18 protein-coding genes and 1 pseudogene are annotated in these 13624 nt (G+C 60.1%); 13 read left to right on the top strand and 6 right to left on the bottom strand.

The genetic code is table 11. The features are described 5' to 3' along the window. Window positions 1–184 precede the first annotated feature (184 nt). From traC to CFBP5473_RS23345, 6 genes are all read left to right on the top strand, one after another. Window positions 185–481: a conjugal transfer protein TraC gene (gene traC / locus CFBP5473_RS23370; RefSeq protein WP_027677095.1), complete on the top strand. Its 297-nt coding sequence runs from the start codon at window positions 185–187 to the stop codon at window positions 479–481. 4 nt (window positions 482–485) lie between these two features. After that, entirely contained in the window at window positions 486–701 is a 216-nt protein-coding gene (gene traD, locus CFBP5473_RS23365; RefSeq protein WP_027677096.1) for a type IV conjugative transfer system coupling protein TraD, read from the top strand. After that, window positions 688–2610, top strand: coding sequence for a Ti-type conjugative transfer system protein TraG (gene traG / locus CFBP5473_RS23360; RefSeq protein ID WP_027677097.1), 1923 nt, complete (start codon window positions 688–690; stop codon window positions 2608–2610). The genes traD and traG overlap by 14 nt, the downstream gene beginning before the upstream one ends. Further along, window positions 2607–3116: a thermonuclease family protein gene (locus tag CFBP5473_RS23355; RefSeq protein ID WP_051441427.1), complete on the top strand. Its 510-nt coding sequence runs from the start codon at window positions 2607–2609 to the stop codon at window positions 3114–3116. Before traG ends, CFBP5473_RS23355 begins: the two co-directional genes overlap by 4 nt. Before the next feature lie 211 nt (window positions 3117–3327). Next, window positions 3328–3585 (top strand): WGR domain-containing protein, encoded by a 258-nt coding sequence (locus tag CFBP5473_RS23350; protein WP_027677099.1) that lies wholly within the window; start codon window positions 3328–3330, stop codon window positions 3583–3585. Between the two features lie 138 nt (window positions 3586–3723). Continuing rightward, window positions 3724–4002, top strand: coding sequence for an HU family DNA-binding protein (locus CFBP5473_RS23345; RefSeq protein ID WP_027677100.1), 279 nt, complete (start codon window positions 3724–3726; stop codon window positions 4000–4002). 39 nt (window positions 4003–4041) lie between these two features. Here CFBP5473_RS23345 and CFBP5473_RS25180 read toward each other — a convergent pair whose 3' ends face one another. The 3 genes from CFBP5473_RS25180 to CFBP5473_RS23335 form a co-directional block, all read right to left on the bottom strand. Further along, on the bottom strand, window positions 4042–4206 hold the full coding sequence (locus tag CFBP5473_RS25180) for a hypothetical protein (RefSeq protein WP_169696920.1): 165 nt from the start codon (window positions 4204–4206) through the stop codon (window positions 4042–4044). Between the two features lie 299 nt (window positions 4207–4505). Next, on the bottom strand, window positions 4506–4823 hold the full coding sequence (locus tag CFBP5473_RS23340) for a DUF736 domain-containing protein (RefSeq protein ID WP_027677101.1): 318 nt from the start codon (window positions 4821–4823) through the stop codon (window positions 4506–4508). A gap of 857 nt (window positions 4824–5680) precedes the next feature. Continuing rightward, the gene (locus tag CFBP5473_RS23335; RefSeq protein WP_037171815.1) at window positions 5681–6058 is read right to left on the bottom strand and encodes a winged helix-turn-helix transcriptional regulator; all 378 of its coding nucleotides are present in this window, start codon (window positions 6056–6058) and stop codon (window positions 5681–5683) included. Between the two features lie 132 nt (window positions 6059–6190). On the opposite strand from CFBP5473_RS23335, the gene CFBP5473_RS23330 reads away from it, so the two are divergent. Beyond that, entirely contained in the window at window positions 6191–7042 is an 852-nt protein-coding gene (locus CFBP5473_RS23330; RefSeq protein ID WP_027677104.1) for an SDR family oxidoreductase, read from the top strand. Window positions 7043–7056: 14 nt separating this feature from the next. Further along, the gene (locus tag CFBP5473_RS23325) at window positions 7057–7458 is read left to right on the top strand and encodes a DoxX family protein (protein ID WP_037171808.1); all 402 of its coding nucleotides are present in this window, start codon (window positions 7057–7059) and stop codon (window positions 7456–7458) included. Between the two features lie 36 nt (window positions 7459–7494). On the opposite strand, the gene CFBP5473_RS23320 is transcribed toward CFBP5473_RS23325, so the two are convergent. After that, window positions 7495–7860, bottom strand: a complete 366-nt coding sequence (locus tag CFBP5473_RS23320) for a winged helix-turn-helix transcriptional regulator (protein WP_027677105.1) — start codon at window positions 7858–7860, stop codon at window positions 7495–7497. Window positions 7861–8028: 168 nt separating this feature from the next. Between CFBP5473_RS23320 and CFBP5473_RS23315 the strand changes: the two genes are divergently transcribed. The 4 genes and pseudogenes from CFBP5473_RS23315 to CFBP5473_RS23300 all read left to right on the top strand — a co-directional run bounded on the left by CFBP5473_RS23315 (window position 8029) and on the right by CFBP5473_RS23300 (window position 10309). Continuing rightward, window positions 8029–8439 (top strand): DoxX family protein, encoded by a 411-nt coding sequence (locus CFBP5473_RS23315; RefSeq protein WP_027677299.1) that lies wholly within the window; start codon window positions 8029–8031, stop codon window positions 8437–8439. 12 nt (window positions 8440–8451) lie between these two features. Next, a pseudogene (locus CFBP5473_RS25480) lies at window positions 8452–9193 on the top strand (SDR family NAD(P)-dependent oxidoreductase). Between the two features lie 79 nt (window positions 9194–9272). After that, window positions 9273–9611, top strand: coding sequence for a VOC family protein (locus CFBP5473_RS23305; protein ID WP_136954440.1), 339 nt, complete (start codon window positions 9273–9275; stop codon window positions 9609–9611). 56 nt (window positions 9612–9667) lie between these two features. Beyond that, a complete protein-coding gene (locus CFBP5473_RS23300) occupies window positions 9668–10309 on the top strand; it encodes an NAD(P)-dependent oxidoreductase (protein WP_027677301.1) in 642 nt (213 codons plus the stop codon). A gap of 268 nt (window positions 10310–10577) precedes the next feature. On the opposite strand, the gene CFBP5473_RS23295 is transcribed toward CFBP5473_RS23300, so the two are convergent. Further along, window positions 10578–11156, bottom strand: a complete 579-nt coding sequence (locus CFBP5473_RS23295) for a TetR/AcrR family transcriptional regulator (protein WP_027677302.1) — start codon at window positions 11154–11156, stop codon at window positions 10578–10580. 190 nt (window positions 11157–11346) lie between these two features. On the opposite strand from CFBP5473_RS23295, the gene CFBP5473_RS23290 reads away from it, so the two are divergent. Further along, window positions 11347–12399, top strand: a complete 1053-nt coding sequence (locus CFBP5473_RS23290; RefSeq protein WP_027677303.1) for an NAD(P)-dependent alcohol dehydrogenase — start codon at window positions 11347–11349, stop codon at window positions 12397–12399. A 219-nt stretch (window positions 12400–12618) separates the two neighbouring features. Here the strand turns inward: CFBP5473_RS23290 and CFBP5473_RS23285 are convergent, their stop codons facing one another. Beyond that, window positions 12619–13521: a LysR family transcriptional regulator gene (locus CFBP5473_RS23285; RefSeq protein ID WP_027677304.1), complete on the bottom strand. Its 903-nt coding sequence runs from the start codon at window positions 13519–13521 to the stop codon at window positions 12619–12621. Window positions 13522–13624: the final 103 nt, after the last annotated feature.

Raw genomic sequence — 13624 nt, 5'->3', positions numbered from 1 at the left:
CTGAGCGACACGTCGCATCGCGACGTATAATTGCGCCCTTGGAACCGCTCCTTCGGAACGGCGGGATGATGCTCCAAAGCATCGGCGTTGCCGATGTGCAGATCTGCACATTCCTTTTCATGGCATCCGGAGGGATTCTGGCATCGCGAATGCAATGCCAGAACCTCAAGGAGACCCAATCGGAATGAAAAAACCGTCATCGAAGATCAGGGAAGAAATCGCCAAATTGCAAGACCAACTGAGACAGGCCGAGACACGCGAAGCCGAGCGCATCGGTCGGATCGCGCTAAAGGCTGGGCTTGGGGACATCGAGATTGACGAGGCCGAGCTTCAGGCGGCCTTCGAGGAGATCGACAAACGGTTTCGCGGAGGCAAGGTTGTCGCAACCGGAAAGAAAAATGCCGGCGAGACCAGGACCGGCGGCGAACCGTCCGCGACGCAGCCGGCTGGCGCGGATGCGGGCGGGGCTGGCGAGGTTTGAGCGCATGTCGAAGGCGATGACATCAGATGCCCGCAGACAAGACACGCGCGAAAAGATCGAACTCGGAGGCCTGATCGTCAAGGCGGGATTGCGATACGAGAAGCGGGCGCTGCTGCTCGGCTTGCTGATCGACGCTGGTAAGCGGATCAAGGGCGACGAGACGGAAAAATCCCGCCTCACGGCAATCGGGGCGGAGGTCTTCGGCAATGATGGGGAATAGGCCACTGCTCTTGATCCTGCCGGCGGCAATCATGATCGCCATGATGGTCCTGACTTCCGGCATGGAGCATCGCATGGCTACACTCGGCACAGTTGAGCAGGCCAAGCTGATGCTGGGACGGGCTGGTCTCGCCCTGCCCTATATCGCAGCGGCCGCTATCGGCGTGACCGCATTGTTTGCAACGAACGGATCGTCGAACATCAAGGCGGCTGGCCTGAGTGTGCTTGCAGGAAGTGCTGCGGTCATCATTATCGCCATCGCACGCGAGACAATCCGCCTGAACGGCATCTCCGGCCACGTGCCAGCAGGACAATTTGTTCTGGCCTACGTGGATCCGGCGACGATGACCGGCGTAGGCATCGCCTTCATCAGCGGTGTGTTCGCTCTGCGCGTTGCGATCAAAGGCAATGCAGCCTTCTCGACCGGCGGGCCACGCCGGATCGGCGGCAAGCGCGCCGTGCATGGCGAGGCCGATTGGATGAAATTGCAGGACGCGACAAAGCTCTTCCCTGAACAGGGCGGCATCGTCATCGGCGAGCGGTATCGTGTCGATCGCGACAGTGTTGCCGCCAAGCCGTTTCGTGCGGATGATAGACCAAGCTGGGGTGAAGGCGGCAAGTCGCCACTACTATGCTTCGACGGCTCATTTGGCTCGTCGCATGGCATCGTCTTTGCGGGCTCCGGCGGTTTCAAGACAACCTCGGTGACGATCCCGACCGCGCTGAAATGGGGTGGCGGACTTGTGGTTCTGGACCCGTCAAGCGAGGTCGCGCCGATGGGCTCGGAGCATCGGCGTCAGGCCGGCCGCAAGGTCATCGTTCTAGATCCGACGGCCGGTGGTGTCGGCTTCAATGCGCTCGACTGGATCGGCCGTCACGGCAATACCAAGGAAGAGGATATCGTCGCCGTTGCGACCTGGATCATGACCGACAATCCTCGATCGGCGTCGGCTCGCGACGACTTCTTCCGGGCGTCGGCCATGCAGCTCCTGACGGCGCTGATCGCCGACGTTTGTCTGTCTGGGCATACGAACGAGAAAGACCAGACATTGCGACAGGTCCGCGCCAATCTTTCCGAACCCGAGCCGCAGTTGCGTGCGCGCCTGACGGAGATCTACGAGGGGTCCGTATCCGACTTCGTCAAAGAAAATGTCGCGGTGTTCGTCAACATGACGCCGGAGACATTTTCTGGTGTTTACGCCAATGCGGTGAAGGAAACCCACTGGCTGTCCTACCCGAATTATGCGGGTCTCGTCTCCGGCGATAGCTTCTCGACCGACGATCTTGCCGATGGCGGAACCGACATCTTCATCGCGCTCGATCTGAAGGTGCTGGAAGCCCATCCAGGACTGGCCCGCGTTGTCATTGGCTCGCTGCTCAACGCGATCTATAACCGCAATGGCAATGTGAAGGGACGCACCCTCTTCCTGCTCGACGAGGTGGCGCGTCTCGGATACCTGCGCATCCTCGAAACCGCCCGCGACGCCGGTCGCAAATATGGCATCACGCTGACCATGATCTTTCAGTCACTCGGCCAGATGCGCGAGGCCTATGGCGGTCGTGATGCGACCAGCAAATGGTTCGAGAGCGCCTCATGGATTTCGTTTTCGGCAATCAACGACCCCGATACAGCCGACTACATTTCCAAGCGTTGCGGCGATACGACGGTAGAGGTCGACCAGACAAACCGTTCAACCGGAATGAAAGGATCCTCGCGGTCGCGATCGAAGCAGCTCAGCCGCCGCCCGCTGATCCTGCCGCATGAGGTACTGCGCATGCGCGCCGACGAGCAGATCGTCTTCACATCCGGTAATGCACCACTCCGCTGCGGGCGCGCCATCTGGTTCCGGCGTGACGATATGAAATCCTGCGTTGGTGAGAACAGGTTTCATCCAGTGAAGAACGCATGACCCCGTCGCGCGTGCTTCTCATCATCTCGGCCACAGCACTTGTCGGAGTTCTGCTACTTGGTGGCATGCAATCGAGGCCGGATACATCGAAGGACTTTTCTACCCAGAAAGCTCCATCGTTTGAGGTACCCATAGAAGATAGGCTGGAAGCCCGGTTCGTCCTCTGCGACGGGCGGGTCCGCGTCAATTGTGTTGTCGATGGAGATACGATCTGGGTTCGAAGTGAAAAGATCAGAATAGCCGACATCGATGCGCCGGAAATCTTCTCCCCTCGCTGCGGCGAGGAAAGGTCTATTGGCAAAGTCTCCCGTGACAGACTGCTAGAACTGTTGAATGGGGGAAGCTTCACGCTCGTTTCCGGTTGGCGCGATACGGATCGCTTTGGTCGGAAACTCAGGACGGTGACACGGCATGGAAAATCGCTAGGCGAAATGCTGGTGCGGGAGGGATTAGCACGTCGCTGGAATTGGCCAAGGCGCGACTGGTGCGCGCGTGATGGATCGTGATGCCTAAGATGCCGGTGGAACCGGCCGCGAGAAGATCGCAACCGGATGGCCGAAACCGCTTCACGGGTTCGGTGCGCCTGCGCATAGAGCCGTGCGGCAAAGCCGCCTCGCCCAGTCTTCGTCTGAAACCATCACGAGGATGAATCAGTGACACCGGATCGATTCATATAACTCGTTGGACACAACCTGAGGGGACAGCGACAATGGGAACATGGAAGACAAGGAGACATGCCAGGTTCATCTTCACCGTGTCGATGCGGCGCAAAACATGCGGCGCTTCTACGGCATTACGATCCAGCCGACGCTGTTCGGCGGGTCTTCAGTGATCCGAAACTGGGGCCGGATCGGATCGGGCGGCCAGATGATGATAGAGACCTTCGATCATCCGGACGATGCGGAGACAGCACTCTTCCTTATCGAACGAACGAAGAGACGACGTGGCTATCGGGACGCGGGGAGCGCCGAATAGCCGGTGTTAATTGACCGAACTCCTTAATTTCCTGTGGTTTTTGCGTTAAGGCGGGATTTCTTGCCTTTCTGCACCTTTCTTCGCCACATCTTCATTGTCAAAACTGAAGGACCGAAAACCGAAAGAGGCTCTTCCAATATGACCACAACCAATGAAATCGCCGACAAGATCGCAACCGAACAGAACCTGACCAAGGCGCAGGCCAAGACGATTGTCGAGAGCGTGTTCAAGCAGATCACAGACGCGGCGCTTGCTGGCGCAGAGACGTCGATCCCCTCGTTCGGAAAGTTCAAGCCGAAGGACACGCCGGAACGTGAAGGCCGTAACCCGGCAACAGGCGCAACGATCAAGATCGCCGCTTCGAAAAAGCTGACGTTCACGCCTGGCAAGGCGGTCAAGGACGCACTGAACGGCTGAGGCAATTCAGCCGCACAGGGGACGCAGAAACAGAGCCTCCTAGAAAGGAGGCTCCGCGCTGATGCGCCCGTCCTGCTCGGCCTCGATGACTGCAAGTTCGGCCTGAGCCAGTTCCAGCTCCGTCAAGATCCACTTGCGCTCATCGTCATAAACGGCATTCCGCAACTCGGCCCGCAATTCCTGGATGTGTTGTTCTATCAGCATTGTCATCTCCTGTTGTTTGAAAAAGATGACGCCGCCAACCGGTGAGACGGGGAAGGGTCAAGGAGCGCGGAACGCGACCGCCGGAGGGGGCGAGTGGGGGAGCCGAAATGCGCCAGTATTTTGGGGGAACCGCGCGTCCTTGAGGCTGCCCCGGCTCGCCGGTACCATTGGCAGATCTGCGCAGATCCCACGCTCCCGTATGCCACCAGAAAAGCCGAAGGCGGGCTCGATGCCCGTCTTCGGCTTCATCATTGCGGGGAGAAAAAGAGCCCCGCCTTGCGGCGAAGCTCTTCGGGTGATCAGGCCTCCCGCTTCGGGCGGTTCCAGATGAGAGCGTATTCGCCGTCCTTTTCGCCAGGCCAAAGGGCTGCGGTGATCGGGGCGTTGAAGCTCGGGTCATCCAGCTTGACCGAGATGTATTCCTCGCCGTCGTTGGAGACCGCCTTCCAGCCGGCGCCGACCTCGACACCGTTGCCTGCGGTGATGCGGAAATCCGGAGCGTCGCGCGAGACGCGTTCGATCGGGTTCAGGCGGGCCTTCATGCTGACGGTGAGGGTGCGCACGTTGCCGATGATGGAGTTGTTGCCGTTGGTGGTGAATTCGCCGATGACTGCCATTGTCGTGTACCTTTTCCGGTTTTTTCGGGCCGCGCCCACCGCGGCCTCGATGGCGGTGTTAAGACCGGGGGCGATCGACGCCGCACCCCAACGGGGCCGGAACAAAGTGGAGGATGGCCGGGAGCGGCTTTCTTGATCCGCGAGGAATGCAAACCTGTTTGCAGGGGAAGAAAGTTGCGTATGGCCGTTGCGGCCAAGGCGGTCGAGACGAAGGCGTCATTCGGTCACACCAGATCCATCGAGGTCTGCGTGGGTGTGGCCAGCCCGAACCGGATTGAGCAGGACATGCCGAGAGACCAATCGGTGAGTCCACCACCAGCGCACTGCTGGCACGATCGTTATCGGCACCATTCTCACGCCACGTCGCGGCTGAGGTCCCTCCATTCCGTTCGGACCCTCGCAGATAGGTGGGTCTGCACTACCGCCCGTTCGATAGCCTGGCCCATCGTCGACTGGATTGCGCTTCATTCTTCCGGCAAGGGTCGCGGTCAGGATGCAATCACCCTTGCCCTCAGCGCCACACCGCACTGGCTGGCAGGCACGGAAGAGGATCCCTTGGCTCCAGGATCTGGCTGAACGGCTTGCTTTCGCAGTAGAGTTTCGGACAGAGGCGGCACGTTTTCCGCTCGAAATGGGAGGTCCTCCGTTGCGACGTCGCCAGAATACTACTCTTAATGCTATTTCGGCGGCAATGGCTGCTCGTTCGCGCATGCACCGGGGGGTTGCGCCTAGAACTCCTTATGACCCAGGCATACTGATGTAGGAGCTATCTGCGTGCTCTATGCCACCCGACAGCTCCCTTGTCCCCAGTAGGCACTTTATCGATCTGAGTGGAAATGCATCACGCCGAAGCAGCATCAGGCATCGCTGTCGAATGCTTTTCGAGCAATTTCAATGTCCTTGCTATGCTTCTCTCCCCATTCCAGCAAGGTGGCCAAGGGTTCGGTGAGTGATCGACCGAGCGGTGTAAGCTCATATTCGACCTTTGGCGGGATGGTGGCATAGGCCGTCCTGCGGACCATGCCGTCGCGCTCCAGCCCACGTAGTGTGAGCGTGAGCATGCGATGCGACACGCCGTCGATACGCCGCATGATGGCGTTGAAACGCATTGGACCGTCGGATAGCGCACCGACCGCCATGATCGTCCATTTGTCGCCGACGCGGTCAAGGATCTGGCCAAGCACTCTGCACTTGGCGTGCTGCTGATCCTCAAGCGTATCGCGTTCTTTCGTCATCGCCGGCATGTAGATCCTTCCACGAACATGAAGGTGCGTAACGCACCATTTTGTACATTCTTACGCTCCGCTTTGCGAACATATACAACGTTAGGAACAGATAGTGCGTTAAATCGAACAAGGAGGCCAATCATGAAAATCGGCATCAGCGGTGCGAGCGGGCATCTCGGCAAGACAGTGATCGCGAAATTGCTCCAACGGGGCGGCGAACACGAGGTCGTCGCGATCTCGCGAACGCCGGAAGGAGCGCCTGACGGTGTCCAGTCCCGATATGGCAATTACGATGAGCCAGACGGGCTTAGGGAAGCCTATGCGGGGCTGGACCGGTTGCTGCTGATCCCTTCGGCCGACCTGGAGCCGGGCAAGCGCGCTGTGCAACTGGTCGCCGCCATCGATGCTGCGAGGCGGTCAGGCGTGCCCCACATCGTCCTCATGTCGGCTGCGGGAACGAAGCGGGCCAGCGACGCGGAACTTGGCTCCGGGTACTGGAAGGGCGAACAGCACCTGATCGTCTCAGCGCATGATTGGACGATCCTGCGCATGAGTTATTACGCGGAGGCGCTGGCCGACGAAGCGCGGGCGTCGCTTGCCGGTGGCGTACTCACCGGCCTAGCCGAGAACAGGGTTTCCTTCGTCTCGCGCGACGATGTCGCTGCGGCGGCTGCGGGCATTCTCGTGAGCGATGGCCACGACGGCGCGATCTACCATGCGACAGGTGAGCAGCCCGTCTCGGGTGCTGAGCGCGCGGCGCTCATCGCCGAGATCACAGGCCGGCCCATCAACTTCCTCGTTCTGCCAGAGGAAAAACTGCATGCGGGCCTGTCGCAGGCCGGACTGCCCGAGCCGGTGGTAAATGCCGTCATCGACATCCAGAAGAGTTTCATCCGCGGCGCCTTCGATATCGTCACCGGAGATGTCGAACGGCTCTCCGGTCGTCCACCCAAGGGCCTTCGGGATATCCTTGCCACCCAACTTTTCTCGTGAACAGGAAATCATTAATGAAGCTGAACTTGCTTTACTGGGCCTCCACGGGCCTCTTGTCTCTCATCTATCTGGCCGGCGGCGCCTATTTTCTTTCCGACCTTGCCGGCGTGCAGCGCATCTTCCCGACACTCGGGTATCCAGCTTATCTCGTGCCGATCCTGGCTGTACTGAAGCCGCTCGCCGCAGTGACGATCCTTTGGCGATTCAATGTCGCCCTGTCGGACCTTGCCTATGCGGGAATGTTCTATCACCTGCTGCTGGCGATTTCTGCACATCTCAATGCCGGCGACTGCGGCTTCGCGCCGGCTTTGGTCGGCTTGATCGCCCTGCTTGTCTCGTTCGCCACACAGAATGCCGCGCGAAGCAAGCCGTCGCCCTATGGACAGATCTTCAAGATCAAAGCCGAACCCGCGTGAGACTAAGACCGTCCGGCCTAAAACCGGACGGCTCCATTAATCCTTTGCCTTACGGCCTCTCGGCTTTGGCTTCGGTGAGGACTGCCTGCCGTATTCATTCCACCAGGCGGTGAGCGCTTCCATGGTGGGACCGAGCGCCCGCGCTTTGTCGGTCATTGCATACTCGACGCGCGGCGGCACCTCGGCGAACACCGTTCGGGCCACTAGTCCATCGGCCTCGAGCTCACGAAGCTGAGCCGTCAGCATATGCTGCGTGATGCCGGGGATGCCCTTGCGCAATTCGCCGAAGCGATGGGTACGCTGATGCAGCAGCCACATGATCTCCAGCTTCCATTTGCCCGACAGCATATCGAAGGCGCGGCGCATCTCGTCCTGCATCGTGAAGTCGTCACATTTTCCCATTGGTCTTATTTTCCATACTTACTGTCGAAAATTCATACTACTTGCGCTTTTCCGTTCAATATCCAAATTGTGGTACAGGTTCTCGGCTGCGATGCCAATGAGGACATGAAGGAAAACAGCGAAATCGGCCGACGTCTCATCGGAGGCGCGACGCCCACGGGAATAGTCATGACAGCAACCGTCATCTACTGGGTCAGCACAGCACTGCTTTCGCTGCTCTATCTAAGTTCCGCGTTTCTCTATTTGACTAAAGGAGCCTGGGTTCGGCAAACCCTTGCCGAGCTGAACTATCCGGCTCCCTATCTCCTGCCTCTCATGATCGGGGTGAAGGTTCTCGGGCCACTCGCAATCCTGTCGCGGGTCAGCGTGCCGCTGAGCGATCTGGCTTATGCAGGCACCTTCTTCCATCTGATCCTATCGGGATCGGCGCATCTGGGCGTTCGCAAGCCTGCTGGTGCGCTGCCTGCCGTGATCGGCCTCGCATTGCTCGCCGCTTCCTTTGCCACGCAGAATGCCGCTCGCGATGTGCCGTCGCCTTACGGTCTGGTCGCGGCAACCCAACAGACAAGTCTCAACTGAGGAGAAAACACCATGGCAAGACTTGAAGGAAAAATCGCACTCGTCACCGGCGCCAGTCGGGGCATCGGCCGCGCGACCGCGAAGCTGTTTGCAGCCGAAGGCGCAAAGGTCGGCGTACTGTCGCGCACCCTGGCCAACGTTGAAGCCGTCGTAGCCGAAATCAAGGCCGCCGGCGGCACGGCGCTCGCGGTTCCAGCCGATCTCGGCAATGCCGATGACATCAACGCAGTGGTAAAAAAGGTGGTCGACGCCTATGGTGGTCTCGACATTCTCGTGAACAACGCCTTCGATCCTACCGTTGCCTACGCGTCCGTGCTCGACCTCCCGGTGGAACAGTTCCAGCGCAATCTCGACATCGGCCCGATCGCTTATCTGCGCGCCATGCAGGCGGCCTATCCGCATCTGAAAGTGAGCGGGGATGGTCGTGTCATTAACTTCGGCTCCCTGGCCGGCGTGTCGGGACTGGCAGGCATGGCTCCCTACAACATGGCCAAGGAGGCGGTGCGGGCGCTCACGAGAACGGCCGCCCGCGAATGGGGGGGGACAAGATCACCGTCAACAATGTCCTGCCGGTGGCTGAGACTTGGGACCCGAAGTCGATGTCCCGCCGCCGACCAATCCACTCGGCCGTTACGGATCGCCGGAGGAAGACATCGCGCCCGTGGTGCTGTTCCTGGCGAGCAAGGACGCCCAGTTCCTGACCGGCTACTCGCTCACGCCCGATGGTGGGTCGATCATCGACAGTGCCCGCTGAGCTACCCGAGTGGTCCTCGCAAGTGAGCGCATGCGAGGGCGGGGGCCGCTCCCTGTCCGAAGAAACAAGGAAACAGACCATGAAAATACACGCTGTCACCATCGACACTGCGAATCCGCAGAAACTGGCCGCCTGGTGGTCGCAAGCTCTCGGTATCGCGGTCGCCAACGATTTTGGCATGATCGTTCAACTGGGCTCGTCCCCTGATCTCCCGCCCTTCCAGTTCCAGAAGGTCGAAGACGTGCCGACACAGCGCAACCGCGTCCATGTCGATCTCAGGACATCCGATCTCGACGGCGAAACCGAGCGGCTGGTGCGGCTTGGCGCGACAGTCGTGCAGAAATTCGAGTTGCCGCAGATCCGCTACACGACGCTGACCGATCCGGACGGCAACACATTCGATCTCGTGCAGGAATAATCTCACAGTGCGGGGGCGGCGAACCCGCCGCACCCGCTTCAGGAAGGACGCGAAACATGAAAGTCACCCTCTTCGGCGCGACCGGCAAAACCGGTCCCTATCTGATCGATGAAGCGTTGAAGCGCGGCTTCGAGGTGACGGTGTTTGCCCGCTCTTCGTCACCTTTCAAGGACGACAGGGTTCGTGTGGTGCGGGGCGATCTCTCGGATAGTGCGGTCCTGCGCGAGGCCGTTCGCGGCGCCGATGCGGTGCTGTCGGCGCTCGGGCCGTCGAAAACCCCGCACCCGAAAGATCGTCCAATCACGCGGGCGACGCAGGCCGTCATTTCGGCGATGAGCCAAGAGAATGTCACACGCCTCATCGCCATCTCAACCGGTACGGCCGTCGATCCGGCCGATGGGTCCGACTGGAAGGCGTGGCTCCCAGCTGCAGTCATCAAGCGGCTGGTTCCCGGCGTCTATCAGGATATCGTGGGGCTTGCCGCTGCAATCCGCTCCTCCGGTCTCGACTGGACGATGGTGCGCGCGGCGTTCCTCAAGAACAGGCCTGCCTCCAAATCCCTGAACGTGGGCTTGTACGGCCGCACCCGCCACTCCCTCACGGTGTCTCGCGAGGACATTGCGATCTTCATGTTTGACCAGATCAATAGTCGTGAATTTGTTGGCAAGGCTCCGGCCGTCAGCACGCGCAGACGCTGATAGGATGACGGTTCTTCTAATCACGTTCATAGGTACTTTTTCATGCGACGGACATGGCGCATGGCTGGAATGTCCTCTTCGCCGAACAAGCCGGACGGAGTTCGATCATCTCCTTGGGCATTCCGCCAAGATCGACCTGTCCCATGAACCGGACGATGCGGGGCGCCGTGCGGCGATAAAGAATTTGGACGCCACTTCCTGTCGGCTGCCGACCAGGAGCGCAACGCCCGGTGCGGCGGACTTGTCCGTTGTTGCGTCGATGAATGTGTCAGGGCTCGCGAGTGAGGCCGGCGATCATGATGTCGATGACCCGCGCAACGCCTGTCTCCCATTGCGGCGCGTGCCCCAGATTTGCGCCACCGGCGATTGCCATCAGCAGGTCGAGAGGTTCCACGTCGCGGCGGATGTCTCCACTCGCTGTCGCGTTATCGAGAAGATAGCCGCAGGCTGCGATAAGCCTTTCGGCCGAGGCCGCGCAGATATCATCGGCATTGGGACCCAGCAGGCTCAGGACATCGGCCATGATCCGCTTGGTCGCAAGATAGTCGGCGAACAGCAACAACCATTGCCGCAAGGCCTCGATGGGCGGCTCGCCTTGCGAGAGATTGTCGGCTGCTTCCGCGAGCTGATCGCCCTCGTTTTCGTAGAGCTGACCGATCAACGCTTCACGGGTGGCAAAGTGTCGATAGAGCGTGCCGATACCCACTCCGGCCGCGCGGGCTATCTCGTCCAGGCTCGCAGACGTGCCCTTATCCGCAAACACCTGTTTCGCCACAGCCATCAGCCTTAGCCGATTGCGCTCGGCGTCAGCGCGCGGTTTGCGCGGTGTTTGTTTTTCAGCGGTCATCACATTTTTCCAACTTGATAAACGGAGGAATTCTCCGTATATGAAACGGAGGATTCCTCCTTTTATTACCACCGCGTTGCGGAAACGCAAGATATGGTCGTCCACGAAGCAAAGGGCGATGGTTTTGCAAACCTCATGACACCGCCGGAACGCCGAAACAAATTACTAACCTCCACTCGGAAAGTGCACTATGAAAACATACGGATACGCTGCGACCGCCCCTGGTTCTCCCTTGAAACCGCACTCGTTCGATTGCCGCGAAGTTCGCGATAATGACGTGACGATTGAGGTGCTCTATTGTGGCGTCTGCCACACGGATCTGCACCAGTCGCGTAATGACTGGGGATGGACGACCTATCCGGTAGTCCCCGGACACGAGATCGTGGGCCGTGTCACGAATGTCGGCCCTGACGTGATGCGCTATAAGGTGGGCGACCTTGTTGCGGTTGGATGTATCGTCGACAGCTGCCAGAGTTGCGACCAGTGCCGGTCGGGCGAAGAGCAGATGTGCCGCCAGGGCGTCACGTCGACGTATGGCGCTCCTGACCGGATCACCGGGCAATTGACGACTGGCGGCTATGCCGCGACCCTCGTCGTTCGAGAGGAGTTCGTGTTGCGCCTGCCCGAGGGACTGGACCCAGCCAAGGCGGCCCCGCTTCTTTGCGCCGGCATCACCACCTATTCGCCGCTCCGCACATGGAATGTCGGGCCGGGGAGCCGCGTTGGGGTTGTCGGGCTGGGCGGTCTTGGACACATGGCGGTGAAGCTGGCTGTCGCGATGGGAGCGCACGTCACCGTTGTGAGCAGATCGAACAACAAGCAGGCCGATGCCCTCGCACTGGGCGCCGAGCGCCTGCTCGTCTCGTCCGACGCTGAGGCCATGGCATCCGCGCATTCAAGCTTCGATCTGATCATCGATACGGTTCCCGTCCGGCACGATCTCGATCCCTATCTGCCGTTGCTCGATGTCGACGCCACGCTTGTCCTGGTCGGCCAGCTCGGCCCGATGAACGAGATGAACACGCTTCCCTTGATGACAGGGCGGCGCAGGATTGCCGGGTCACCGATTGGCGGTATCGCCGAAACTCAGGAGTTACTCGACTTCTGCGCCCGTGCCAAAATCCTGCCTGATGTCGAATTCATTCGCATGGATGAAATCAATGAAGCGTTCGAAAGACTTGAGCGCGCAGATGTGCGCTATCGCTTCGTGATCGACATGGCGACCTTGCAGCCATCGTCTTGAATGATGCCGGCATGAGAACGATCGTGTGGCGCGCGTCAGCGCCGCGCGACCCGCCGCGAAAAGATCTGCTTTCGCGCTGCCAACGACACTGGCCCGCCGTCAGGTCGCCTTTGGCATTGCGGGTTGATGTCACCGACCTTGACGAATATCAATGACAGCACGCACGCGCGGCGATTGGGCGGGCAGTAACGATCAACTCCGAACGCTCTCGGAAAATCCTCAATCCGCCGATGCAAGCTTCACTTCGGCTGCCAGCATCGCAACGAACGCAGTCACCTTCGGGGGCCGAAACCGCGCAGCGGGATAAACCGCGTGCATGCCGCCCGATGGCAACGACCAGTCTGGCAACATCTGGACGAGAGCGCCGCTCTCCAGCAGCCCGCTTACCAGAAAGTCCGGCAGTACCGAGAGACCTCCACCGGCCAGCGTCGCGGCGAGCACGGCTGGGGTCGCGTTGATGGTCATCGCTGGTCGCATGCGGATGATGCGGCGGTCGGAGGTGTTACGCGAGAAATGCCAGGCAAGCGGCTCACGCAACGCGCCATTGGCGATGAATGGCTGGTGGGCGAGATCATCTGGGGTACTAGCGGTGATCGTGTGCGCGAAGTCCGGCGCGGCGACAAGCAATTGCCGGAACGTGCCGATACGCCGCGCCTGCTGGCTGGAGTCATCCAGCCAGCCGACCCGGATCGAAACGTCGATGTGATCGGTGATCAGGTCGATCCTGGCGTCCGACAAGACGAGGTCGACCGTGCAGGCGGGATAGGTCCGGCAGAATTTCGCCGCCAGTGGGGCAATGGTCGATGTGCCGAAGTCGTTCGGGGCGGCGATCCGCAATGTCCCGACCGGACTGGCCGTGACTTCGGCGACTTCGCCGAACGCATCCTCGGCGTCGCGCAGGATGATGACCGCCCGCGCATGTAGCAGGCGGCCCGCTTCTGTCGGCTCGACGCGGCAGGTCGTCCGCAAGAGAAGGCTCGTCCTGAGGTCTGCTTCCAGCCGGGCCACCTGCTGGCTGACGACGGTCTTGGTGATGCCAAGCCGCTCCGCGGCACGCGTGAACGAGCCTGCGTCTACCACGGCAACGAAATAAGCGAGCCGATTGAGATTGATCGCCTCCATGTGACGCTCCCGCATTGTAAGCCAATGACGCACAGTCTGGGCGACTTCATGCCAATTATCAATTCAATCCCGCTCGCATATCTTCGGTGCCAGACAATACGGA

It is taken from the genome of Agrobacterium larrymoorei (assembly GCF_005145045.1).
Lineage (GTDB): Bacteria > Pseudomonadota > Alphaproteobacteria > Rhizobiales > Rhizobiaceae > Agrobacterium > Agrobacterium larrymoorei.
This window is presented reverse-complemented; position numbering and strand designations above follow the sequence as displayed.